This is a genomic window from Enterococcus aquimarinus, from assembly GCF_001885765.1.
GTDB lineage: Bacteria > Bacillota > Bacilli > Lactobacillales > Enterococcaceae > Enterococcus_I > Enterococcus_I aquimarinus.
Map to the genome: position 1 here is coordinate 13,789 of NZ_JXKD01000002.1, position 22,341 is coordinate 36,129.

The window sequence follows — 22,341 nt, forward strand, 5'->3', positions numbered from 1 at the left end:
GGACACATAAACTATGTGTTCTTTGCTACGCTTTATTATGATTCGGAATGGCTCAAAAATGATGTTAACGGGGCACAACTTTTTCTTTCGATTAATGTTACGGGCACGACATTAATCGAAGGCGTAAGGTCTTCTTCAATGGCTTCGATAATTAATTTCGTAGCTAAATCAGCCATATTGACCAATTCCATTTTTACAGAAGTAAGAGGTGGATGAAAATATTTAGCCGACTCAATATCATCAAATCCTACTACCGAAATATCTTCTGGAACCTTTAGTCCCTCTTCATTAATCGCTTTGATCGCTCCAAAAGCAATCTTATCATTACTTGCAAAAATAGCTGAAAAAGGCTGTTCTCCCCCTAGCAGTCTTTTTGCAGCTTCATACCCAGCTTTTTCGACAAATTCACTTTGGATAATTAGCTCACTATTGACTGCTATCCCTGCATTTTCGAGTGCTTTTTTATAACCTTCCATTCTAGCCTTCGCAGAAAACTTCACCGATCCACCAGTAATATGGGCAATTTGGCGATGATTTTGTTCTACTAAATAGTTAGTTGCTTCGTATGCACCATTGTAATTATCCGCATTGACAATAATACACTGATTGTAGGCTTGAACATCAGGCCGTATCGATTGATCGACCAATACGACTTTATAACCTTTATGAATGATTCTTTTGATCGTTTCATCATTATCATTTTGTCCAATAAAAATACCACCAGAAATCGTCTTATTATAAAAACACTCTTCAATTTTTTCATATCCTTCAATTGAGTGGATAATTTGAACCAAAACCAAATAATCTAATTCACTTGACCGTTCAATAACTGAACTGGTGAATTCTAAATAATAAGGGCTCTTCGTTATTCTATTTTTTAAGCTATCTTCCTCGCTATTAAAATCAATAATGAATAAACCAATCACTTTATTTTGACTTCCTGCTAGCATTCTTGCCGATGCATGTGGGACGTAATCATATTCTTTAATAACTTTTAGGACTTTTTCTCTTGTTTCTGCTGGAACATTTGAATAATTATTAATCACACGTGACACGGTACTTCTTGAAACACCTGCCAATTTGGCAATTTCTGTGCTATTCATCTTGTCTTCTCCCCCCAATCATAAACTCGCGTTCTCATTGTAACCATATCTGATTCTTTCGGTTTTTTCAATCATTATCCAAAATAAAACACCCATAGATTTTATGATCTTGGGTGTTTTACGTCAATTAACAAACATGCTTTATTACCAGCTTATACCAATGATGGCTTATTTAGTTGTTTAAACATTGCAATCATTTCCTCAATCAAAATTTTGATTGTTTCGGTTGCCATCATTTGATCTTCGGCGTGCATCAATAATAATGAGAATTCTACTTTATCCCCTGAAGCCTCTAACTGAATTAAATTTTTATGTTCATGGTGTCCGTTCACGAGATATGTATTTGCCTCTTCAAGCTTTTTTTCAGCTTCAGCATAGTTTCCTTCTCTTGCATCTCTTAATGATTCAATCGCCAAAGATTTTGCCATCCCTACATTACTAATGATATTAAACGAAATTAATTCCATTCCATCCATTATTTTTAACCCCTATTCTATTCTTTTTACTTTACTAAATTAAGCTTCATTTTCTAATCTAGCTGCTTTATTCGCTGCTATCACAAATGGTGAGTAAATGATGACACTGACTGCTAAACAAAGAAACCCAACAAATAAGGCAGTGATATTACCACCTGTACCTAAGAAAGGCATTAACGGTCCTGGTGTTGTCCATGGAATACCGATTGTAACCGGTGGCATTATTTTAAGTATCATCACTGCCGTATAACCAATCAAGGTTGTGACTAATGGCGTGATAATAAATGGAATGATATAAATTGGATTCAATACAATCGGTAAACCAAAGATAATCATTTCATTAATGTTAAATAAACCAGGTGCTAAAGAAAGTTTCGCAATACTCTTTGATTCTTTGTTTTTCGAGAAAATCAACATCGCAATAATTAATCCTAGGGTAGCGCCTGAACCACCATACTCTGAAAAAGCTGTTACGAGACCACTATAAGTGATCGGATATGGCGCTCCCCACGTACTTCCAGTTTCAGCAAAGTGTAAAAGATTGGCATTCCCTGCTTCAGAGAACATGGTATCTCTAATCGCAGCAATTGTATTTGGTCCGTGAATCCCCATTGCCCAAAGTGATTGAGATAATAAGGATAAGATTAAAACTGAGAACAAGCTTTGACTCATTTTTGTCAGTGGTGTTTGGATAATACTATAAATTAATTCGTGTAATCCACCCGGTGCAACCATTTTTACAAAGTAGTTAAGAACTGAGAAGAAGACTGTTGTAATAATAATTGGAATTAATACTTTAAATGAGCGTGCAACTGCCGGAGGAACTTGTTCTGGCATTTTGATTTCTAACTTGTCAGACTGTGACAGACGTGACATTAATTCGCCGACTAACAGTCCCACTAAAATAGCAACGAAAAGACCTTGAGCACCTGTATATTGTGTAGTGATGTAGTTGATTCCTTCGTTGTTGAAATAATCAGGATAAATAATGAAATAGACGGAAACCGCCGTTAAGCCTGTCAGTAAATCATCACCATCTAATAATTTCGCTAAGTTTCGCGCAATTAAGAAGACAATTAAAATCGAGAAAATATCTGCAGAACCCTTTACAACCGGTGCAAAAACAGCTTGAAATTGAACAATCCCAGGAAACAGCTTATCAAATTGCAATAATTTAAACATAAAACCATCAGCTGATAAGAAAACATTATTTAACAAGACCATTAATGATCCCGCCATTGTTAGGGGGAAAGATAAAATAAAGGCATCTCTTACCGCACATACATGTCGTTGTGCATTCAATTTCGAAGCAATCGGTACTAATAAACGTTCAATAATATTTTGAAATTTGTCCATAAAACTCATGTTCCATCCTCTTTTCTTAATTTATTTTTTGTAAAGCTTCTTCTAAAATGGCTTTTCCATTCATCATCCCGTATAAGCGCATATCCATTACTTCTACTGGGATTCTACCTTTGACAAGTTTTTCTACAGTTGGTTTTTGAAAACGAACTTGAGGACCTAATAGCACAATGTCAACATGATCCACAGCTGTACTGGCTTCAGAGACAGAAAGCGCATCGATTTGCACTTCCACTCCTTTTTCTTTCGCAGCTTCTCGCATTTTGGTGACCAATAAGCTCGTTGACATTCCTGCTGAACACACTAGTAAAATTTTCTTCATGATTATTCTCTCCTTTTTCTCTTTGTTCGACCATTACTTTTTTATAAATCTTCACCATTACTCTCGATTACATTTTGATACCAATAAAAGCTATTCTTTTTGATTCTTCTAAGCTCTTTTTCATCATTTTCTTCTCGATCTACGTATACAAATCCATAACGCTTTTGATAGCCATTTAACCAACTAAGTAAATCTGTAAATGACCATGTACAATAACCTAAAAGATCGACACCATCTGTCACTGCTTCTTTACAAGCTAATACATGAGCGCTCAGATAATCAATTCGATGAGAATCATTTACCACGTCGTTTTCTTCCAATTGATCAAATTCACCAAGTCCATTTTCTGTAATCAGAATGGGTAAGTTATAGCGACTTGTTAATCTTCTTAAACCTACTCTTAGACCTGTAGGATCAATGGCCCAATCCCAATTCGTCGTTTCCAAGTTCGGGTTCTTCACGTTCTTAAAGACACCAGGTAAACCATTTTCTTTCGCCGTCCCTTTTTTACCGGTATTATTCATCACTTCACTCGGGCCAACCCCATCAATTGGATTAGATGCAACCGTTCCTGTTTGATAATAATTGATTCCAATAAAATCTGGTTTCGCTCTTGCTAACAACTCAAGATCGCCTTCTTCAATAACCGGAGCAATTCCTAGTCTTTCATAATACTTGAATGCAAATGTCGGATATTCCCCTTTGCAATACACATCTAACCACCAGTAGTTGTTCAAGTCTTCCGCATTTTCAGCAGATAAGATATCTTGTGGATCACAACTATAAGGATAGACAGGTCCATAGGCAAAACTTGGTCCAATCATCCCGTCAGGAACATATTGCTTAAATGATTCAATGACCGTCGCATTGGCTACATTTGCAATATGATTGGCTTGTAGCATTCGTTTGTGACTTTTTACTGCAGGTGGATGCATCGCGGTTACATACCCCAATGTCATAAAAATATTTTGTTCATTCAAAGATACCCAATGCTTGACTTTATCACCAAAACGTTTGAATAAAGTAACACAATAGCGATTAAAGTCTTCAATAATCTCTCTTGATTCCCATCCACCATAAAGATCTTGTAAATGTTGCGGTAAATCCCAATGATAAAGCGTGACAACAGGTGTAATATTATGAGCAATTAGTTCATCAATTAATTGCTCGTAAAATTGTAGCCCTGCTTCATTTAGTTCTGTTTTTCCGTCTGGATAAATACGAGTCCAAGCAATTGAGAAACGATACGCTTTTAATCCCATTTCAGCCATCAACGCGACATCCTCTTTGTATCGATGGTAATGATCGACTGCCACTTTACCATCTGTTTCTTTAAACGTTGTTCCAGGAATTCTTGTGTAAACGTCCCACACGCTTTCTCCTTTTCCATCTTTATCCCAAGCACCTTCTACTTGGTAGGCTGCTGATGCCGATCCCCATAGAAAATCATCACGGAATTTGGCTGTTTTTTCGTAAATCACTGCAATCTCTCCTTCAAATGATATGATTTTTACTTATGAACTTTAGTCTTTCACTTTTCTTTAACTTCTAGCTTTAATCACTGCTCCTAGAATATTAGCGTCATTATTGTATTTGCATCTTTTAATCGCGGTCGTAATAAAATCCAATTCAAAGTACTCTTGACACATTTTCTTGTACTGCACCTGTAACATGTTAATAAACCAGTCTTCTTCTGAAATGCCACCACCGATACAGATGACCTCAGGATTATAAAATACCGTCATCGCGATTAATTGAGTCGTGATATTTTGAATCCATTGTTGGACTGATTTTTGGGCAATTGCATTTCCACCAAGATACTTTTTACAGACGTCAGAACCTAAATCAAGTTGATCACTGACAGGACTATTCTCATTATATAAATTTAAAAGACCCGTAATTGACGTATAATCGCCCATTTTTTTAAGGGATTGATTAGAATCTTGATTAAAAAATGGAATATTATGAAATTCAGCTGCGTAGCCATCTTTCCCATAAATCACCCCATTTTCATCACAGATACATCCGCCAGTCCCCGTTCCGATGATTAAAAATGCTGACGATTGACAGCCTTTTGCATTGCCTAAAGTAAATTCACAAAGTCCTGCCGCTTTCGCATCATTAATGGATTGTACTTTTCTATTAATCCTTTTACCGATTTCGTCATTAATATTTGTTCCATACATGATGGACACATTCGGAGCAGCATATGACTTTACAGTCGAAATTTGATCAATCAATCCAGGAGCACTTACCCCGACCTTCTCTATCTGCTCAATATGTTTAATATTTGAACAAATATAATCATAGAATTGTTCGGAAGATTCCATGTTTACCGCTTTCACTTTCCATTTTTGAAAGATGCGATAATGATCATCAATCAGTGCGTATTTAATAAAAGTTCCTCCGATATCTATTCCTAAATGATACTTTTGCATATTCTTCTCCTTAATAACGAAAATCTACTGCTATAACTATTTACGTTATTTATTTTTACATATCCATAAACGCGTGTTTATAGAGATGTAAAAAAATATAGCTCTTTATTTTCTATTGACATTTTTCGTGAACGCGCGTTTACGGACATATCATACCTTGAAAACAATTACATTTCAATAGTTTTTTTCATTTTCCTCTATTTTTTTTATTATCTCCAAAAAAATATTAAAGAATGCTGTAAATATCAGTCTCCCACACTAAAAGTAATCCAACCAAAAAAAAAACAGCAAAAGGAAAATCTTCCTTTTACTGTTTTTTAAGTGACTCTACACTCTTACGGCAGCAATACATTTCTAGCGATAAGGCCTGTATATTCAATGAGTCCCTGTTCGCTCGGATGCACTTGGTCTTCACGGAACCAATCTGGTTGTCCGTCACTCGCTTGATACCAATTAATTAAAGTAATATTCTCATATTTCGTCGCCATTTGGTCAAAGAGGGCATTGACTTCATTTTGCCATCGTTGTGTTGGGACACGGGTATTAATGAGATAAACCTGACGATCACCAATCTCTGTCATTAAATCATCAAATTGTGCTTCGGTTGCTAATCCATTTGAGCCTAATCCTAGAAGAACATTCTTTTTTAATAAGCCTTCTTTTTTTAGTTGTTTGATTTCCTCAAGACTATTATATAACTGGCGTCCGATGACCGCATCGACCACGACGCTCGGAAAGACTTCTTGTAAGTTTGAAGTGGCACCTAACATCACCGAATCACCAAAAGCCGTTAACTCTAACTGTTGTCCTTGTCTGACTTGTTCTTCTGTCAATTGATAGCGCGTCATTAAGGTCGCAATATTTTCAGGTATTTCTCCAGAAGTTTCGGTTGTGTCGATTGCTTCGTTTGGTTGATTTGTTTGACTTTTCGTTTCTTCCGCTATCTTTTGATTTTCTTCGATTTTTTGTTGAAAGGCTTCTTGTTCCGCAGTCAGTGTATTCGTCGGCGCGATGATTAAGCCCATCAAACTAATCAGCACGACTAATAAAATCCCCCACTGTTTGACTGCTTGAGCCGTGAATCCTCTCATCTTTACAGTCTCTTTTAACTTGCGTAGCATCCCTTTGAATGTCCACTCACGCCCTGGTTTTTCAACAAAGCGATAAGACCATTCACTGAGTAAAAAGATGATGACTAATTCAATCACGGTATGCAACCAGCGATGATCGGCGATATTTTTTACTTTCGCTTCATAAAAAATCATGACCGGAAATTGATAGAGGTACAGACTATAGCTACGTTTCCCAATATAAGTAAAAAGAGGGTTGGTTAGCCAGCGGTTCCAGTTCGCTCCAGGGTGGGCAGTCACCGCAACCATCACACAAGCGAGTAAACTAATCAGATAGAAACCACCATAATAAATAAAGGAATAGCGCGCATCAAGGAAGAAAAAACCAAGTGCCAGGAGGACTAAACTTACGCCACCTGACAGATTCAATACTTTCTTTGCTTCTTTTGGAATTTGACTTCGTAATTGGGCGGTCGGCCATACGAAGGCTAATAATGAACCTAGCCAAAGCGAAAAAAGACGCGTATCTGTTCCGTAATAGACACGGGTTGGATCACTACCTGGTTGAAAGAGCAGGACCATCATAAGTGCTGAAATAAGTGTTCCACCAAAAATAATTTTTATGATAGTGGACTTGTTTTTGACAAATTTCAATAAAAGGAAGCAGATAATGGGCCAAATCAGATAATTTTGTCCCTCAACGGCTAGTGACCACAGATGCGTAAAGGGGGATTCATTCCCAAAACGATCAAAGTAGGAATAGCCTTGCCGAATTTGCCACCAATTGTTTACATAAAATAAACTACTGAACACAATCCCTTTTAAATTATTTAATAAGTTGCGTTGAAAAAGCGTAATATATGCGGCCGAAACAATGAGTAACGTGACTAAAGCAGGATACAACCGCCGTATGCGCCGTAAGTAAAATTGTTTAAACTGAATTTTTTCATTTATTTGCCACTCTTGGCGTAAGCCATCTGTAATCAAGTAACCCGATATCACAAAAAAAACAGGTACACCCAAATACCCGCCACGCATATTTTCTGGCATCAGATGATAAAAAATCACGCCAATCACTGCTAATGATCGTAAACCATCTAGGCCACTAATGTACCGCCGTTTATGCTGTTGTTTGTTTTCCATCTACTTTCCCTCATATTCATAAAATCTACTCTTATCATGCCATAGAAATGGTGAAAATACAGCTTCCTTTTCGTATCTTTTGTAAAAAGTTAAGACAGCTTTCTTAGCCGTTTTTTTCTTCAAAAATCTATAAATCTTCTTCATAAAAACGCCCTAGAATCTGTACATTATCCGCAATACTGACAAAGGCATGCGGATCTGTTTCTTTCATAATTTGTTTTAATAATGGTAATTCGTAACGCGTCACCACGGTAATCAATACTTTTTGACGATCGTAGCGAAACGCCCCTTCTGCGCCATTAATGATGGTGATCCCGCGACGCATTTTGCCGTGAATGCCGTGAATGACTTCGTCGGCACAAGACGTCACAATCGTTACTTGCATTTTCTTTTGCTTTGTAAAGACGGCATCCATGACTTTTCCACTCACAAAAATCGCTAAGGCACTATAAAAAGCATATTGCCAACCAAAAAGCAGTCCGGCTGCGAGTAGAATGAATGAGTTAAAAATAATCGATAACGAACCAATCGTTTTTCCGGTTTTTTTCCGTATCGCAATCGTGATAAAATCTAAGCCTCCCGAAGAAAGACCATTACGTAATGCGTAGCCTCCGCCGGCACCCATGACGACACCACCAAAAATCGCATTAATAATGGGATCGGTAGATAAGACTTGAACTGGGATGATTTGCATAAAAACAGAGGTTAAGAGTACGGTAATCCCAGTGAAAATCGTAAACTTAGGGCTAATTTTAAACCAACCCAAAATAAATAACGGAAGATTTAATAACAATAACGCAAGCGCAACTGGAATTTTTATTCCAAAGGCACTCTGCGTTAACGTGCTAATAATTTGCGCAATCCCTGTGACCCCACTGGAATAGATATTTCCAGGTTCATAAAAGAAATTGACTGCGGCCGATGCCGTAATCGCGTAAACAATTGATGTCGAAATTTTTGTTGCATAGTTTGAATGGGGTAAATATTTCCAGAACTTATCCATGGACTTAGGGAGCCTCGCTTTTTTTATGTATTCCTTTACGTTTCTCATTATACGCAGTTTTATAAAAAAAGAAATAAACAATTGGCTAGACGTGAGATTCTACTCTTGTCTTAACCAATTGTTTATCTTTTTAGTCTTCGTTTACGACTGTAACATCAATGCCTAATTCAAATAATTGTAATGGGGCAACCGTGCTTGGTGCCGCAGACATTGGATCGACTGCACGACCATTCTTCGGAAAGGCAATGACTTCACGAATATTATCTTCTCCGGCTAACAACATCACAAGACGGTCTAATCCAAGTGCAATACCACCGTGTGGAGGGAAGCCAAAGTCCAACGCTTCTAATAAGAAACCAAATTGATTTTGCATTTCGCGGTGTGAGAACCCGAGTGTTTCAAACATTTGCTCTTGGAGTTCACGTGTATGAATCCGTAATGAGCCGCCGCCTAATTCGTACCCGTTTAAGACAACATCGTACGCTTGGGCATGAACTTTACTTGGGTCCGTTGCGAGTAATGCAACATCATCTGCTTGTGGCAAGGTAAATGGATGATGCGCAGAAACATAGCGATTCGCTTCTGCATCATATTCAAATTGTGGCCAATCCACTACCCAAACAAAGTTAAATTGACTGTCATCGATTAAGCCTAATTCTTTTCCTAAACGTGAACGCAATGCGCCCAGTGCTGCTGAGACAACCTCAAAACTATCCGCCCCAAACATCAGTAAGTCACCGACTTCAGCGTTAGTCGCTGCGATAATATCTTCCGTTGCTTCAACTAAGAATTTCGCAATTGGACCTTTTAAGCCATCTTCTTCGACTTTTAACCATGCTAACCCTTTTGCGCCATATTGACTAACAAAAGTCCCAAAATTATCCATGTCTTTACGTGAGTAGTTCGCAGCTGCTCCTTTAGCATTTAAAGCTTTCACAACACCACCATTGGCTAATGCCATTTGGAAGACTTTAAAGTCAACGTCTTTGACTGTTTCTGATAAATCAATCAGTTCTAAGTCGAAACGAGTGTCTGGTTTATCGCTACCATAACGATTCATCGCATCTTGCCAAGAAAGACGAGGGAACGGCGCTTGAATATCTAAGCCTTTGACGTCTTTCATGACTTTGACTAACAACTCTTCTGTCATGGTTTGAATTTCTTCGGCAGATAAGAACGTCGTTTCAATATCGATTTGGGTAAATTCTGGCTGACGATCGCCCCGTAAATCTTCATCACGGAAGCAACGAACGATTTGATAATAACGATCAAATCCAGCATTCATTAATAATTGTTTAAAAATTTGTGGTGATTGCGGTAACGCGTAAAAATGTCCTGGATGCACACGCGATGGCACTAAATAGTCACGCGCGCCTTCTGGTGTTGATTTTGCTAAATAAGGCGTCTCAATATCTAAGTAATCTTGACTGTCTAAATATTCACGAATCGCACGCGTTGTTTTCGTCCGCATCATAATGTTTTGGGTCATTTTTGGACGACGTAAATCAAGGTAACGATATTTCATTCTAGATTCATCGCCAACGTTCGCCTCATCTTCGATTGGGAAAGCAGGCGTTTTCGCTTTACTTAAAATCGTAATTTGATCAGCCATCACTTCAAATTCACCGGTTTTCATTTTCGGGTTGACCGCTTCTGGTGCGCGCGCAATCACTTTTCCGTGAATTTCAATCACGTATTCACTACGACACGTATCCGCAATTTCCCAGGCTTCTTTTGAAAGTTCTGGATTAAATACCACTTGGACGATGCCTTCGCGGTCACGTAAATCGATAAAAATGACGCCTCCTAAATCCCGACGCTTTTGAACCCATCCTTTTAACGTGACTTCTTGTTCTAAATACTCTTTGTTTACTAGACCATTATAGACTGTTCTTTTTGCCATCTTATTTATCCTCTTCTTTCGTTAATTCATCATAGACTGCTGAGAAATTCGTATAAATTTCTGTTAATGGAACTTGAATTTCTTTACGAGTTGCCATCGCTTTAACGTTGACCATACCCGCTTCTAATTCACTTTCGCCGATGGTTAAGACCAGCGTTGCGTTTAATTTATCGGCTGTTTTAAATTGCCCTTTGGCTTTTCGATTTAACACGTCACGATCTGCTGAAAATCCCGCGTGACGGATACTTTGAACGAGTTTTAATGCTTCAATATTAACGGCTTCCCCTAGGTTCACAACATAGGCGTCCAGCGGATTTCCTGTTGGAATCAAAACGGCTTCTGCTTCTAAGACAAGTAATACTCGCTCAATTCCTAACGCAAAACCAAAACCTGGCGTTTCCGGTCCACCAAGTTCTGCGACTAACTGATTGTAACGACCGCCAGCACAGATGGTGTTTTGTGCACCCATTCCTTGGGCGTCACTCATAATTTCAAAAATCGTATGCGTGTAATAATCCAACCCACGAACCATGTTGTGATCAATTTGATAAGGTACCTCAAGTGCATCCAACATCGCAACCACTTCATCAAAGTGCTTTTTAGCAGGCTCGCTTAAGTAATCTAAAATCGAGGGTGCATTTGCCACCACTGCTTTATCGCCTTTGTCTTTACTATCTAGAACTCGTAAAGGATTTTCATTCAAGCGACGTTGTGAATCTTCGCTTAATTTTTCTTGATGCGGTGTTAAATAATCAATTAATGCTTGACGATAGTTTTGACGCGTTTCCAAATCTCCTAATGAGTTGATCACTAAATGGAATTGCTTCATACCTAGTTGTTCAAAAAAGTCCATCGCCATCATCATTGTTTCAACGTCTGTCGCTGGATTTTCTGATCCAAACGCTTCTACCCCAATTTGATGAAACTGTCTTAAACGGCCTTTTTGCGGACGCTCATAGCGAAACATCGGACCGGTGTAGTAGACTTTATACGGTTTCGTATATTCTGGGCCAAATAATTTATTTTCAACAAATGAACGCACAACTGGAGCCGTACCTTCTGGGCGTAAGGTAATATGACGTTCTCCTTTATCATAAAAGTCATACATTTCTTTTGTTACGATATCACTCGTACCGCCCACACTGCGCGTAATCACTTCAATGTGCTCAAACATTGGCGTACGGATTTCTTGGTACTGATAATCGTTAAATAATAAACGTGCCGTTTCCTCAATAAATTGCCATTTCTCAACTTCTCCTGGCAAAATATCATTTGTCCCTTTTGGTCGTTGATAACTCATCTTTTTTTCCTCCTTCAATAAAAAAACAACAAAAAACGCCCTTGTCTACACAAGGACGTTAACATTTCACGTGGTACCACCTAAATTTGAAAGTTTGTCTTAAACACTAAACCAAACTTTCCTCAAACGATTAACGCTCGTGCACGTAGAGGCTTTTCTTCCTCTCATCTCCAGATTGTCTTTCCCGTATTTTTTCCTTAAATGACTCTCAGCCTCGGTCATTCTCTCTAAAAAGTGAAAAAATTACTTACTCGATCCTTCACAGACTTTTCTTTAATAGTAGTTATACATTACAAGAAATTTCCATGAAAGTCAAGCGCCTGTCTAGCAGTTGTCAAAGTTCCCATTCAAGCTATCGATTCCCTCTCCAGCTAGCGTAGTCAACGAGCGAGACTGTTCGTGATCCGATTGATTCGACAATCTATTGCAGGTGAAATAATTGTTTTTCCGATATTTTTCTTAATCAAACACACAGCTCGCTGTCTTCCTCTTCAAAAAGAGGCTGATGACAAAATTTCAACCGCTAACGAGTCTTAACGAATTTGTGATCACAACGCATAAAAGCGATGACAAGGGCCATCGCTTTTACGTGAAATGTTTGTTTGCGTACACGCCATCCAAAAATCGGATGACCACCTTGCCTTTACACATTCTCTATTCTTTTTCTAATTCCATTGCTGCTTCTTTTGTCTCTTCATGAGTATCAAAGGGATGATTTGCTGGTGAATAAATCGAATAGAGTTTCATTGGTTCATCGCCAATATTTGTGACATTGTGCCAAGTATTAGCCGGAATAATAATCGCATCGTCTGCTTCGACAATTTGACTTACGGTAATGACATCCTTGTCTTTGCCCATTTCTACTTTTCCTCGGCCTGCTTCTAAACGTAAAAACTGATCCACATGAGGATGGATTTCCATCCCAATATCACCACCACCAGCTGGAATACTCATGAGCGTAATTTGAAAATAATCGCCCGTCCAAAGCGTTGTCCGATAATCCTTGTTTTGTAAGGTCGCTTCTTCAATATTGAAAGCGAGTGGTTCTTTCCCATAATCTTTTAGTTCCATAACGTTTCCCTCCATTTTGTTCGCATTTAGCAACAGGAGCATTTGTCAGTGATTCTTTCACACACACTCACGATCATATTCCCTTTGATTTTTCAGAGTGTTTCTTACTCAAGATGATACAACGTAAATTTAAATCGATTTTACGTTGAAAGAAAAAAATACAATATCATTCTCCTTGATTTTAACACAATACCGATAAAAAGTAAGCGTTTTCTATTTGTCTTTAGTACTCCTAGATTACTAGTCTTATGATTATGAAAAAATCGGAATAAGCCATTGTGACGAATGAATGAAAAAAAGATCTCATCGATTCGCCATTCGATTCTTTTTTCATTCGAAGGATTTTCCCTTGCCTCTCTGATCACAAAAACGTACACTAAAAGAAAACAACAACGGAGTGATTGTATGAATTACACTGGTTATTTACGCCAACCACACTACTATGAAACCGATCAGATGGGAATTATTCATCATTCGAATTATATTCGGTGGTTTGAAGAAGCCCGAGTCGATTGGCTGACTTTTTTAGATGTTCCTTATTATAAAATTGAAGAAGCAGGGATTATTATTCCTGTTTTAGCGGTCACTTGTGACTATAAAGAAATGATTCGTTACGAAGATCAAGTGCGGATTGAGGTCACCATCGATCACTATACGGGGACTCGTCTTGAATTTTCTTATCACATTTACAACCAAACAACCGAAAATTTATTGACGACTGGAACGAGCAAACATTGCTTCTTAGATAAAGAAACCAACCGTTTACTCCAACTCAGAAGAAGCCATCCTGAGATTCATCGCATTTTTAGCGAAACATTTGAACGACAAAAAGAGACAACCAATGATTAGACACGGACAACTGGCTGACGTTTCCTCCTTAGCAATCTTGGCTCAAGAACTTTGGCCTAACCACACCGTCGATACGTTGGAAAAAGAAATAAAAGAAGCGATCACAAAGCCAAACGTCGCGTTCTTCCTAGCTTTTACAGAAAATCAACCGATTGCTTTTGCCCAATGCCAACTGCGCCATGATTATGTAGAGGGAACGAGTTCCTCACCTGTTGGTTATTTAGAAGGAATTTACGTGAGAGAAGGTTATCGTAAGCAAGGAATTGCAAGTGAATTATTAACGGCTTGTCAAACTTGGGCCAAAAATAACCATTGCACTGAATTTGCGAGTGATTGCGAAATTGAGAATACGGAAAGTTTGAAGTTTCATTTATCCCACGGTTTTATCGAAGCCAATCGTCTTATTTGTTTCGCAAAACAACTCACTTAACGAAAGATTTCCTATTCGTTAGACTACTTTTGGAGGGAATATCCATGAAATTAGCGATCAGAAAACGAAAAATCGGCAACATTCCCATTCTTGAAGTTGTTGACGAAACGATGATTTATGAACCAATGCCTTTAATTATTTACTATCATGGGTGGCAAACAGCCAAAGAACTCGTCTTAACTCAAGGTCGAAAACTAGCTCAAAAAGGTTTTCGGGTAGTATTACCCGATGCTGCGAACCATGGGGAACGAAAAACAGAACGCTCTCCCATTCCGTCACTTACTTTTTGGAATAGCATTCAAAGTAACCTCTTTGAATTTTCTTATATTGTTGATTTCTTTGAAAACCTCGGTGTTACAAATGGACAAATTGGAGTTGGTGGGGTTTCGATGGGTGGTATGACGACCTGTGGATTACTCACAAAACATCCCGAAATCACTGCAGCCGCTTGTATTATGGGTTCACCTGCAATGATAAAATATCGTGAACGAATTCAATACCATGCTAGCGCTGCGGGTTTCTTTTTACCAAATGATTATGAGGCCCTTGTTAGTTGGATAGATCACTATGATTTACAATCACAAATCGAGACTTTAGCCGCACGTCCCTTATTATTTTGGCATGGGACCGAAGATGAAAAAATTCCATACGAACATGTTAAAGCCTTCGTTGATCAATTCCCACAAAAAAATATCGAATTGATTTCTGAAGCCCAAAGGCACTTGGTCAAAGGCGAGACGATGAATCTCGTTACGGATTTCTTTGAAAAACATTTATCTGTAGAATGAAAAAAGGAAGAAAAAACGAGGCACAACACGAATAACATCTCGTTATTCGATTGTGCCTCGTTTATTATATTTCATTTCAATCTTTTTTTGGATTTCCCTCTTGCTCTTTGACTTTTACCTCATCAGGTAAAATGATTGCAAAACTTCCACTGCTTCTATTTTTAATGAAGTCATCATTAAATTTTTCTTTCAGGATGATCGTCTTATCAACCTCTGAATTGTCATCATTTATAGGAATAGGATTAATCGCGATAATACCGTTAGGATCAGACATCTCAATTCCTCTTTTCCATTGATTTTAGTTCCTCTATGTCTATCACGGAAAGAGGATTTTCGCCTTTTCTCTAACAGAACTACTTCTCTTTAACAATCGTCACAAAATCCATAAAATGCTCAAAAGTTTGCATCTTTTGATTACATTCATCACTATTGTAACAAATATAATTGCCTTTTGTTTTATAGTGCCCATCTTTATTCGCTTTCCCTTTTACAGTAAATAAAGCCACACTACTTTCCCCATGACAAATCGTACAAATCCCTTTTTTGATTTCTGTACTTAACTGTCCTTGGATTCCTTGGAGTTTGTTGTTGACGGTATACAAGATGAATTTACTTTGTTGCCCTGGATCATTCCACGCAAAAAATGAATAATCAGCTAGGTCTAGCCTCTCCCAGTCGGGAATCGTCAATTTTTTCGTCTTTGGAAAAGCTTTCTTGATCCCCGTATCACTTGGTCGTTTAAAGGGGATCACTCGTTCCTTCATGCGCTGCAAGTAACGATCGAGAATTCGTTGTTCATCATTTATTTCGGTAATGCCCATTACAAGCGTCATTTCTTCTTCACTAAGTTCAGATAAGGTCGCTTTGACCTTGTCAAAAATTTGTGCTTGAACGGCTTGAATCGTTGATTTTGCATTGACTGTTCGATGCGTTTGAGCTAAGATAGCTGCTTGTTTTTTTAAAAAATAATAATTGTAGGGTTTTAAAAATGGTTCCACTGCCATGGCCTCCTAGATAATCACTTGTCCTTTTATGCAGTATTGAAACAAGTGAATGTTCTGCGATTTTATTTCAATACTGACTCTTTCAAGTCATGTAGGATGCAGTGCATTTTAGTTTGCATCTTCTGATCACCACCTAAAAAAATTATAATTGAAAAGCAAGTAATGGTCAATTTTGCGAGAGTAGTTATCACAATCCACAAACCCATAGCATTCATCGATTGTCTTGCCAGTTTGATGTGACTTTTTTTGGGCTGTTTTTTATCGCATTTATAACTCAAACTTCATTTCAATAAAACAATACGTTGACCCATTTGTCTCTTGTAGCAGCTCTCTCGTTTTTTTGAAGCCTATTTTCTCATAGATTTTTTGTGCCCGTATGTTAAAATCGATAACACTCAAAAAAATCGTTGAGACTTGATAATTGTTTTTGATGTAAGACATGATTAATCGAATAAAGGCTTCTCCCTCGCCTTTTCCAGTATATTCTGGTTTTATTCCTAGACCCAACTCTAACGTGTCATCGACAGGATATAACGCAAAAAAACCGTAAAGGCCTTCGTCATTCACCACTTGGAAATAATGATCTTTTCTTAAATCCGCACAGATAATCTCTTCTTAATCTTCGGGATCAGCCGTCATATTATAAAAAGAATAGGGATCAGGATATTTCCAATGATTCGCAATTTCGATGGCATAATCATCATTGAGTTGCTCAATTTTCATCATTTTTCTCCTCCTATGTTCTTTTGATCATTCTACCACAACTTTTAATCCCATATTCCTTACGAGTCTCCTTCATCTTTTCTGATACGTTTCTCATTTAGCGTCCCTTAGCTCCGCACGATCTGTTTGAAAAAGAGTGATGGGAATAAGCTTTTTGCGCTTCATTTTTTTATGAGAAATTTTTAATCTAAAAGATAAGCATTTTTACTGATTAATCGCGTCAATTGTACTAGAATACTCTTATTGTGATTTTTTACTGACACTTTAAACAACTATATTTAGGAGAAATAAATGAAAAATAATAAATCTATGATGTACTTAGCCATCAGCAACCTTTTCCTTGTATTCTTAGGCGTTGGACTCGTCGTTCCCGTCCTTCCACAATTAAAAGAAGAAATGAATTTTTCGGGAACCACGATGGGCATGATGATTTCCATTTTTGCCATTGCACAACTGATTGCTTCCCCGATTGCCGGTATCCTTTCAGATAAATTTGGCAGAAAGCGACTCATTGTTTTAGGAATGCTGATTTTTTCCATCTCTGAGTTACTCTTTGGTCTAGCTCAATCGACCAATGCCTTCTTCTTTTCGCGCGCGTTAGGTGGGATTGCGGCGGCATTAGTCATGCCTTCTGTCACGGCCTTCGTCGCAGACATGACGACGATTGATAAACGTCCTCGAGCAATGGGACTTGTTTCAGCAGCAATTAGTGGCGGCTTTATTATCGGCCCCGGTGTGGGAGGCTTTATTGCCCACTTCGGAACACGAGTGCCTTTCTTTGTCGCTTCAGGTTTAGCGCTCTTTGGCTTTTTCCTTTCGCTCATCGTCTTAAAAGAGCCGAAAAAACACGAAATCAATCAAATGGATTTCCCAAAGGAGTCTATTTTAGGAATTTTAAAAAATCCCGTGTTCTCTTCGTTATTTATCATTATCCTGGTTTCTTCTTTTGGTTTACAAGCGTTTGAATCGATTTATTCCATCATGGCCACGATAAACTTTGGTTTTACCACAAACGATATCGCCTTAGTGATCACAATCAGTGGGTCTTTAGCGCTAATTTGCCAAGTCTTTTTGTTCGATTGGATTGTCTCAAAACTTGGCGAGATGCGCTTAATCCAACTTACCTTTTTTGTGAGTGCCACTTTTATTGCGGTCATCGCTTTTACCACGAGTCATCTCGTCGTTGTCTTATCAACGTTTGTGGTCTTCCTATCCTTTGATTTGTTCCGTCCAGCAGTAACAACCTATTTATCCAAAAATGGCGGAAATCAACAAGGCGCAATCAATGGTTTGAACTCAACCTTTACAAGTTTCGGAAACATCTTAGGTCCGTTGGCAGCAGGTTCACTCTTTGATTTGAATCATTTTTATCCATACTATGTCTCAGCTATGATTTTATTGGGGACAGGATTTTTATCCCTTTTCTTAACCAATATGACGAGCAAAAAACTCCTTCTAAAAAAGTCCTAAGACTCTTTTAAAAGGAGTTTTTCTTTTCCTTATGTTACCCAAAATAAAATGGACGGAGTGCTTCTTGCTTGAGCCCTTGAGTGAGCGAAATAAAATAAGGTGATTGCCATTTTTGCGTTTTAAGAGCAGCATCAGACAAATCCTTTTCCCAGTTTGGGTAGACTCGTAAGGCCATTTTCCCCTTTGATTCCTCCGTGCGTAAAACGCTCTGTTTTCGTAACACTTCTTTTGGAAAAAGAAATTGTCCACATTTATCATCGTCAATCACCGTCACAATTACCCTATCCGGTGATTCTTCAAAAGAATATGCTTGATTGTGCTGTTGTGAATCTTTTTCCCAAAATACTACAAAATATCCTTTTTTCTTCGGTGTTTTCTTGGCTAATCGACTGCGAAAAAGATGCTGATCAATTGAAAACAGACACCCTTCATAAGCTTGGTTATGTCGTTCTTCTTGTACCTCTTCAATCTCAAAGTATTCTTTGATTCGTTCAACAGACTTCAAACAACCGCTCCTTTATGTTCGTAACCAGTTCTTTCTTAAATCACATACAAATACGCGTTGGTTTTTTCTTTTACAACTCTTGCAGGTACCCCAACGGCTGTCTGATAAGGCGGAATATCGTCTAAGACCACGGCATTCGCCCCAATCTTAGCTCCACGACCAATGGTAATATTGCCTAAAATTTTTGCGCCTGCACCAATAATGACCCCGTCTTCAACAGTTGGATGGCGTTTATTCGTCTGAGAACGTCCAATCCCTCCTAAAGTAACACCATGAAAAAGCGTGACATGATTACCAATAATGGCTGTCTCACCAATTACCACACCCATTCCATGATCAATGAATAGTCCTTCTCCAATGGTTGCTCCTGGGTGAATTTCAATGCCTGTGATTTTACGACCACGATGCGTCAAGAAACGCGCGAAAAAGAATCGCTGCCGTTGGTAATAGTAATGCGCCAATCGATAGTAAAAAAGTGCTTTGACACCCGGAGAAAAAAATAATGCTTCCCACAATGTTTTTGTTGCCGGATCTTTTTTCAATACGAGCTGCGCATCTTTCAAAATCAGCTTAAACATGTTCTCTCTCCTATTCTTCGGCAAATAAAATGGTCGACAAGTAGCGTTCGCCTGTGTCCGGTAAGACTGTGACAACTTTTTTTCCTTTACCAAGTTTTTTCGCAATGATTTTCGCTGCGGCAAAATTCCCACCAGACGACATGCCTACTAATAGACCGGCTTTCTTACCCAGTTCTCGCGCTGCCGCATAAGCCGTCTCTTCATCCATATCTAGTACCTCATCCACAACATCCTTATCATAAATGCCAGGAATAAAGTTTGCACCAATTCCTTGAATTCCATGTCCTGCAGGGGTACCACCCGTTAAAACAGGTGATTTCGCTGGTTGAACGGCCACATTTAAAACGTTTGAATGATGCGCTTTTAACACTTTTCCTACGCCACTAATGGTTCCTCCCGTTCCAACGCCTGCGACAAAAGCGTCCACTTCACCGGATAAATCATGAAGAATCTCAACAGCTGTCGTTTCTTCATGCGATAAGAGATTCGCTGCATTTTCAAATTGGCGAATTAAAAAATAATCATGCGCCTTGGCTAATTCTTCTGATTTTGCCACTGCACCCGCCATTCCAAGTTTACCTTCTGTTAAAATAAGCTCTGCACCATAGGCTTTGACAATTCTACGACGCTCTTCGCTCATCGTATCAGGCATGACAATCACGATTTTGTACCCCAAAGCTGCTCCAATCATGGATAGCGCAATCCCCATATTGCCACTAGTCGCTTCAATCAAGGTGTCGCCTTTTTTGATGAGACCCGCTTTTTCTGCGGCTTGAATCATATAGAGTGCCGGACGATCTTTTGTACTACCTCCAGGATTAAAACTTTCAAGCTTTACATAAATTCCTGCTGATTCTGGGTCTAGATGATTTATTTTCACTAACGGTGTACTTCCAATGGTTTCGATAATATTTTGATATAACATGTTATGCTTCCTCCATTTTCTATAATAACAACGTATCCAAACGGTTGCGACAGACAATCCAATCAGCCGAAGGGGGCCCACCTTTACTGATTTAGGTAATCAAAAAAACCTTTTGCCATCTGTATACGTAAATAAACATATACAGAGGCAAAAGGTCAATTTCGCGGTTCCACTCTGTTTGAGATTGCTCCCAACTTTAGTTCGAGTACTTCCATACTCTAGTTCAATAACGGGAACACCCGTGTTCATCTACTTGATTCGATGGACATACTCCTTGGCGCACTTCTATTACTTCTGTATAGATCTCTTCCACCAGTGAGATCCTCTCTTTGTTACATCCGATAATATACTTTACCAATTCAACGTGAAATATTTTTTTGATTGAAGTGATTATACATGTAGTTCAACCACTTTGTCAAGGATTTCTATTTTCCAATCATTTTTTTGTTCATTCGTTTAAAATGATCTTTTACGTAGTTATTTTGAAAAAACGACTCAAAACAACCACTCTAGAAGCCATAAAGAGAACTGATAACAATCGTTTTGCGCTAAGAAACAAAAGGTACATTTGGACAATTGGCTCTATTAATTATTAATTGCTCGACTAAAGTTTTTTTCGAAAATGTAAACTGTTATGATATTTCTACATGCATTCGACTTTCAACGTGAGTATGACTTGCCTTTTCATAAAAGAAAACTTTTTTTCTTAAGATAATGGTTGTCAGTAAACTTAAAAAGAAGACTAAAAAATAGCCAGAAATCAAGAAAAAGAGTAATAGAGCCATTTGTTGAATGTGATGGTTCGAACTGTTTAGCCCCGTTGCGAGTTGCCCCATTCCCCGGCCGAAAATATTTGGGAGTAAATAGAATAGTCCATAGCGAATCCCTAATGCCACAAGCGAAACATTCTTTTTACCGGTTTGTACGATTTGTATTTTTACTGCTCGTTTCCCAAAGGTTTGCCCTTTCATGAAATAGTTTAAAATGACCCAATAGCCCACGACTTGGGTGAAATAACCTACGAATGTTTCACTATTTATTTCATAGGGGATAGACACTAAACGAGTGGTTACATTCATGGCAAACGTCACTAGCCCGATGATAAGCCAATCGATCAGGAACGCTACTAGACGACGAACCAATGTTACTTCCGACCCCTTCTCATAAGAAAGCTCATCTAATTCTTCTCTCGTTGGTAAGAAAAGCGTTAATAAGGGAGCACTCCAATAACCAATCATGCCACCTAATGTATTATGGAACAAATCATTTACGTCAAATAAGCGATATGGACGTGGATAGATAAAATACAATCCAGTTAATTGTGTTAATTCAAAGAAAAGAGAACCTAAAAAAGCGGAAATTAGTGTTTTCTTCCAATCGAATTTAAAATAATAGCGTAAATAAATACCTAAGGGAAAAAATAGTAAGAGATTAAACGCAGGTTCTAAAAAAACCGACTGCTTCATTGCAGGAATAAACGTACTCGGATCATTCCAGCAAAAAACCGTTTCTGAAAGAAAATCGTTTAGGGAGGTTCCTAAAACCAAATGATATTTCGGTCCTGTCCTTTGAGCCACAGATTCTCTCGTTGGTAATGGTAAAATAATTAAAAAGTAAACGCAGAGTAAATAGAAAATAAAGGTTTAAATAATGATTCCACGACTCAAAATAAAACGACCATATTGCCGATATTGCTTCACAAAAATGGGTAACGATAGCAATAACGCTAAAAACGGAAACATAAAGACCGCAACTTCAATCGGTTCAATAAAAGCACTCATCCAAAAAAACTCCCTCATTCATTTATTTTACTATAAACGAAAGAAAATTAAATCTCTAGTTTTTGAAACAAAAAAACCCACTAGCAATAGTGGGTTA

Annotated in this window: 23 protein-coding genes and 2 other annotated features; of the genes, 4 read left to right on the forward strand and 19 right to left on the reverse strand. The window is 38.2% G+C overall.

Annotated elements, in window-relative coordinates:
* Positions 1 to 35: 35 nt before the first annotated feature.
* From RU93_RS01700 to RU93_RS01750, 11 genes are all read right to left on the reverse strand, one after another.
* Positions 36 to 1,103: a LacI family DNA-binding transcriptional regulator gene (locus tag RU93_RS01700; RefSeq protein ID WP_071873891.1), complete on the reverse strand. Its 1,068-nt coding sequence runs from the start codon at positions 1,101 to 1,103 to the stop codon at positions 36 to 38.
* Positions 1,104 to 1,255: 152 nt separating this feature from the next.
* Entirely contained in the window at positions 1,256 to 1,579 is a 324-nt protein-coding gene (locus tag RU93_RS01705) for a PTS sugar transporter subunit IIA (RefSeq protein WP_071873892.1), read from the reverse strand.
* A 39-nt stretch (positions 1,580 to 1,618) separates the two neighbouring features.
* The gene (locus RU93_RS01710) at positions 1,619 to 2,944 is read right to left on the reverse strand and encodes a PTS sugar transporter subunit IIC (RefSeq protein WP_071873893.1); all 1,326 of its coding nucleotides are present in this window, start codon (positions 2,942 to 2,944) and stop codon (positions 1,619 to 1,621) included.
* Between the two features lie 16 nt (positions 2,945 to 2,960).
* Positions 2,961 to 3,263, reverse strand: a complete 303-nt coding sequence (locus RU93_RS01715) for a PTS sugar transporter subunit IIB (protein ID WP_071873894.1) — start codon at positions 3,261 to 3,263, stop codon at positions 2,961 to 2,963.
* Between the two features lie 41 nt (positions 3,264 to 3,304).
* Positions 3,305 to 4,744, reverse strand: a complete 1,440-nt coding sequence (locus tag RU93_RS01720) for a glycoside hydrolase family 1 protein (protein ID WP_071873895.1) — start codon at positions 4,742 to 4,744, stop codon at positions 3,305 to 3,307.
* Between the two features lie 60 nt (positions 4,745 to 4,804).
* Entirely contained in the window at positions 4,805 to 5,701 is an 897-nt protein-coding gene (locus tag RU93_RS01725) for an ROK family protein (RefSeq protein WP_071873896.1), read from the reverse strand.
* A 335-nt stretch (positions 5,702 to 6,036) separates the two neighbouring features.
* On the reverse strand, positions 6,037 to 7,914 hold the full coding sequence (locus RU93_RS01730; RefSeq protein WP_071873897.1) for an acyltransferase family protein: 1,878 nt from the start codon (positions 7,912 to 7,914) through the stop codon (positions 6,037 to 6,039).
* Positions 7,915 to 8,041: 127 nt separating this feature from the next.
* Complete coding sequence (locus RU93_RS01735) at positions 8,042 to 8,917, reverse strand: YitT family protein (protein WP_071873898.1); 876 nt, start codon at positions 8,915 to 8,917, stop codon at positions 8,042 to 8,044.
* Between the two features lie 130 nt (positions 8,918 to 9,047).
* Positions 9,048 to 10,820 (reverse strand): aspartate--tRNA ligase, encoded by a 1,773-nt coding sequence (gene aspS, locus RU93_RS01740; protein WP_071873899.1) that lies wholly within the window; start codon positions 10,818 to 10,820, stop codon positions 9,048 to 9,050.
* Between the two features lies 1 nt (position 10,821).
* Positions 10,822 to 12,120, reverse strand: coding sequence for a histidine--tRNA ligase (gene hisS / locus RU93_RS01745; RefSeq protein WP_071873900.1), 1,299 nt, complete (start codon positions 12,118 to 12,120; stop codon positions 10,822 to 10,824).
* A gap of 48 nt (positions 12,121 to 12,168) precedes the next feature.
* Positions 12,169 to 12,392 (reverse strand) — a binding site (T-box leader).
* Positions 12,393 to 12,774: 382 nt separating this feature from the next.
* Complete coding sequence (locus RU93_RS01750) at positions 12,775 to 13,191, reverse strand: cupin domain-containing protein (protein ID WP_245785355.1); 417 nt, start codon at positions 13,189 to 13,191, stop codon at positions 12,775 to 12,777.
* Between the two features lie 405 nt (positions 13,192 to 13,596).
* Between RU93_RS01750 and RU93_RS01755 the strand changes: the two genes are divergently transcribed.
* Genes RU93_RS01755 through RU93_RS01765 form a run of 3 tightly spaced genes read left to right on the forward strand, consistent with a single transcriptional unit; the run spans position 13,597 to position 15,258 of the window.
* Entirely contained in the window at positions 13,597 to 14,040 is a 444-nt protein-coding gene (locus RU93_RS01755) for an acyl-CoA thioesterase (protein ID WP_071873901.1), read from the forward strand.
* Positions 14,033 to 14,470 carry an aminoglycoside 6'-N-acetyltransferase gene (gene aac(6'), locus RU93_RS01760; RefSeq protein WP_071873902.1) on the forward strand — a complete coding sequence of 146 codons (438 nt, stop codon included), beginning with the start codon at positions 14,033 to 14,035 and terminating at the stop codon, positions 14,468 to 14,470. Before RU93_RS01755 ends, aac(6') begins: the two co-directional genes overlap by 8 nt.
* 44 nt (positions 14,471 to 14,514) lie before the next feature.
* A complete protein-coding gene (locus RU93_RS01765; RefSeq protein ID WP_071873903.1) occupies positions 14,515 to 15,258 on the forward strand; it encodes an alpha/beta fold hydrolase in 744 nt (247 codons plus the stop codon).
* Between the two features lie 76 nt (positions 15,259 to 15,334).
* Here the strand turns inward: RU93_RS01765 and RU93_RS01770 are convergent, their stop codons facing one another.
* The 3 genes from RU93_RS01770 to RU93_RS01780 form a co-directional block, all read right to left on the reverse strand.
* The gene (locus RU93_RS01770) at positions 15,335 to 15,532 is read right to left on the reverse strand and encodes a hypothetical protein (protein WP_071873904.1); all 198 of its coding nucleotides are present in this window, start codon (positions 15,530 to 15,532) and stop codon (positions 15,335 to 15,337) included.
* A 79-nt stretch (positions 15,533 to 15,611) separates the two neighbouring features.
* Entirely contained in the window at positions 15,612 to 16,256 is a 645-nt protein-coding gene (locus RU93_RS01775) for a FusB/FusC family EF-G-binding protein (protein WP_071873905.1), read from the reverse strand.
* Positions 16,257 to 16,529: 273 nt separating this feature from the next.
* Positions 16,530 to 16,871, reverse strand: coding sequence for a GNAT family N-acetyltransferase (locus tag RU93_RS01780; protein WP_342741496.1), 342 nt, complete (start codon positions 16,869 to 16,871; stop codon positions 16,530 to 16,532).
* 405 nt (positions 16,872 to 17,276) lie between these two features.
* Between RU93_RS01780 and RU93_RS01785 the strand changes: the two genes are divergently transcribed.
* A complete protein-coding gene (locus RU93_RS01785; protein WP_071873906.1) occupies positions 17,277 to 18,455 on the forward strand; it encodes an MFS transporter in 1,179 nt (392 codons plus the stop codon).
* A gap of 34 nt (positions 18,456 to 18,489) precedes the next feature.
* Here the strand turns inward: RU93_RS01785 and RU93_RS01790 are convergent, their stop codons facing one another.
* From RU93_RS01790 to RU93_RS12395, 5 genes are all read right to left on the reverse strand, one after another.
* The gene (locus tag RU93_RS01790; protein ID WP_071873907.1) at positions 18,490 to 18,960 is read right to left on the reverse strand and encodes a MepB family protein; all 471 of its coding nucleotides are present in this window, start codon (positions 18,958 to 18,960) and stop codon (positions 18,490 to 18,492) included.
* Positions 18,961 to 18,995: 35 nt separating this feature from the next.
* Positions 18,996 to 19,538, reverse strand: a complete 543-nt coding sequence (gene epsC / locus RU93_RS01795; RefSeq protein WP_071873908.1) for a serine O-acetyltransferase EpsC — start codon at positions 19,536 to 19,538, stop codon at positions 18,996 to 18,998.
* Positions 19,539 to 19,548: 10 nt separating this feature from the next.
* Positions 19,549 to 20,463, reverse strand: a complete 915-nt coding sequence (gene cysK / locus RU93_RS01800; protein ID WP_071873909.1) for a cysteine synthase A — start codon at positions 20,461 to 20,463, stop codon at positions 19,549 to 19,551.
* A gap of 140 nt (positions 20,464 to 20,603) precedes the next feature.
* Positions 20,604 to 20,835: a binding site (T-box leader), on the reverse strand.
* 260 nt (positions 20,836 to 21,095) lie between these two features.
* Complete coding sequence (locus RU93_RS01805; protein ID WP_379952715.1) at positions 21,096 to 22,100, reverse strand: VanZ family protein; 1,005 nt, start codon at positions 22,098 to 22,100, stop codon at positions 21,096 to 21,098.
* 6 nt (positions 22,101 to 22,106) lie between these two features.
* Positions 22,107 to 22,244 carry a hypothetical protein gene (locus RU93_RS12395; RefSeq protein ID WP_379952708.1) on the reverse strand — a complete coding sequence of 46 codons (138 nt, stop codon included), beginning with the start codon at positions 22,242 to 22,244 and terminating at the stop codon, positions 22,107 to 22,109.
* Positions 22,245 to 22,341 lie beyond the last annotated feature (97 nt).

Bases quoted from the DNA above. Each gene is read 5' to 3' on its own strand.
- RU93_RS01700 (WP_071873891.1), bottom strand. From the start codon at position 1,103: ATGAATAGCACAGAAATTGCCAAATTGGCAGGTGTTTCAAGAAGTACC.
- RU93_RS01705 (WP_071873892.1), bottom strand. From the start codon at position 1,579: ATGGATGGAATGGAATTAATTTCGTTTAATATCATTAGTAATGTAGGG.
- RU93_RS01710 (WP_071873893.1), bottom strand. From the start codon at position 2,944: ATGAGTTTTATGGACAAATTTCAAAATATTATTGAACGTTTATTAGTA.
- RU93_RS01715 (WP_071873894.1), bottom strand. From the start codon at position 3,263: ATGAAGAAAATTTTACTAGTGTGTTCAGCAGGAATGTCAACGAGCTTA.
- RU93_RS01725 (WP_071873896.1), bottom strand. From the start codon at position 5,701: ATGCAAAAGTATCATTTAGGAATAGATATCGGAGGAACTTTTATTAAA.
- RU93_RS01730 (WP_071873897.1), bottom strand. From the start codon at position 7,914: ATGGAAAACAAACAACAGCATAAACGGCGGTACATTAGTGGCCTAGAT.
- RU93_RS01735 (WP_071873898.1), bottom strand. From the start codon at position 8,917: ATGGATAAGTTCTGGAAATATTTACCCCATTCAAACTATGCAACAAAA.
- aspS (WP_071873899.1), bottom strand. From the start codon at position 10,820: ATGGCAAAAAGAACAGTCTATAATGGTCTAGTAAACAAAGAGTATTTA.
- hisS (WP_071873900.1), bottom strand. From the start codon at position 12,120: ATGAGTTATCAACGACCAAAAGGGACAAATGATATTTTGCCAGGAGAA.
- RU93_RS01750 (WP_245785355.1), bottom strand. From the start codon at position 13,191: ATGGAACTAAAAGATTATGGGAAAGAACCACTCGCTTTCAATATTGAA.
- RU93_RS01755 (WP_071873901.1), top strand. From the start codon at position 13,597: ATGAATTACACTGGTTATTTACGCCAACCACACTACTATGAAACCGAT.
- RU93_RS01765 (WP_071873903.1), top strand. From the start codon at position 14,515: ATGAAATTAGCGATCAGAAAACGAAAAATCGGCAACATTCCCATTCTT.
- RU93_RS01770 (WP_071873904.1), bottom strand. From the start codon at position 15,532: ATGTCTGATCCTAACGGTATTATCGCGATTAATCCTATTCCTATAAAT.
- RU93_RS01785 (WP_071873906.1), top strand. From the start codon at position 17,277: ATGAAAAATAATAAATCTATGATGTACTTAGCCATCAGCAACCTTTTC.
- epsC (WP_071873908.1), bottom strand. From the start codon at position 19,538: ATGTTTAAGCTGATTTTGAAAGATGCGCAGCTCGTATTGAAAAAAGAT.
- cysK (WP_071873909.1), bottom strand. From the start codon at position 20,463: ATGTTATATCAAAATATTATCGAAACCATTGGAAGTACACCGTTAGTG.
- RU93_RS12395 (WP_379952708.1), bottom strand. From the start codon at position 22,244: ATGAGTGCTTTTATTGAACCGATTGAAGTTGCGGTCTTTATGTTTCCG.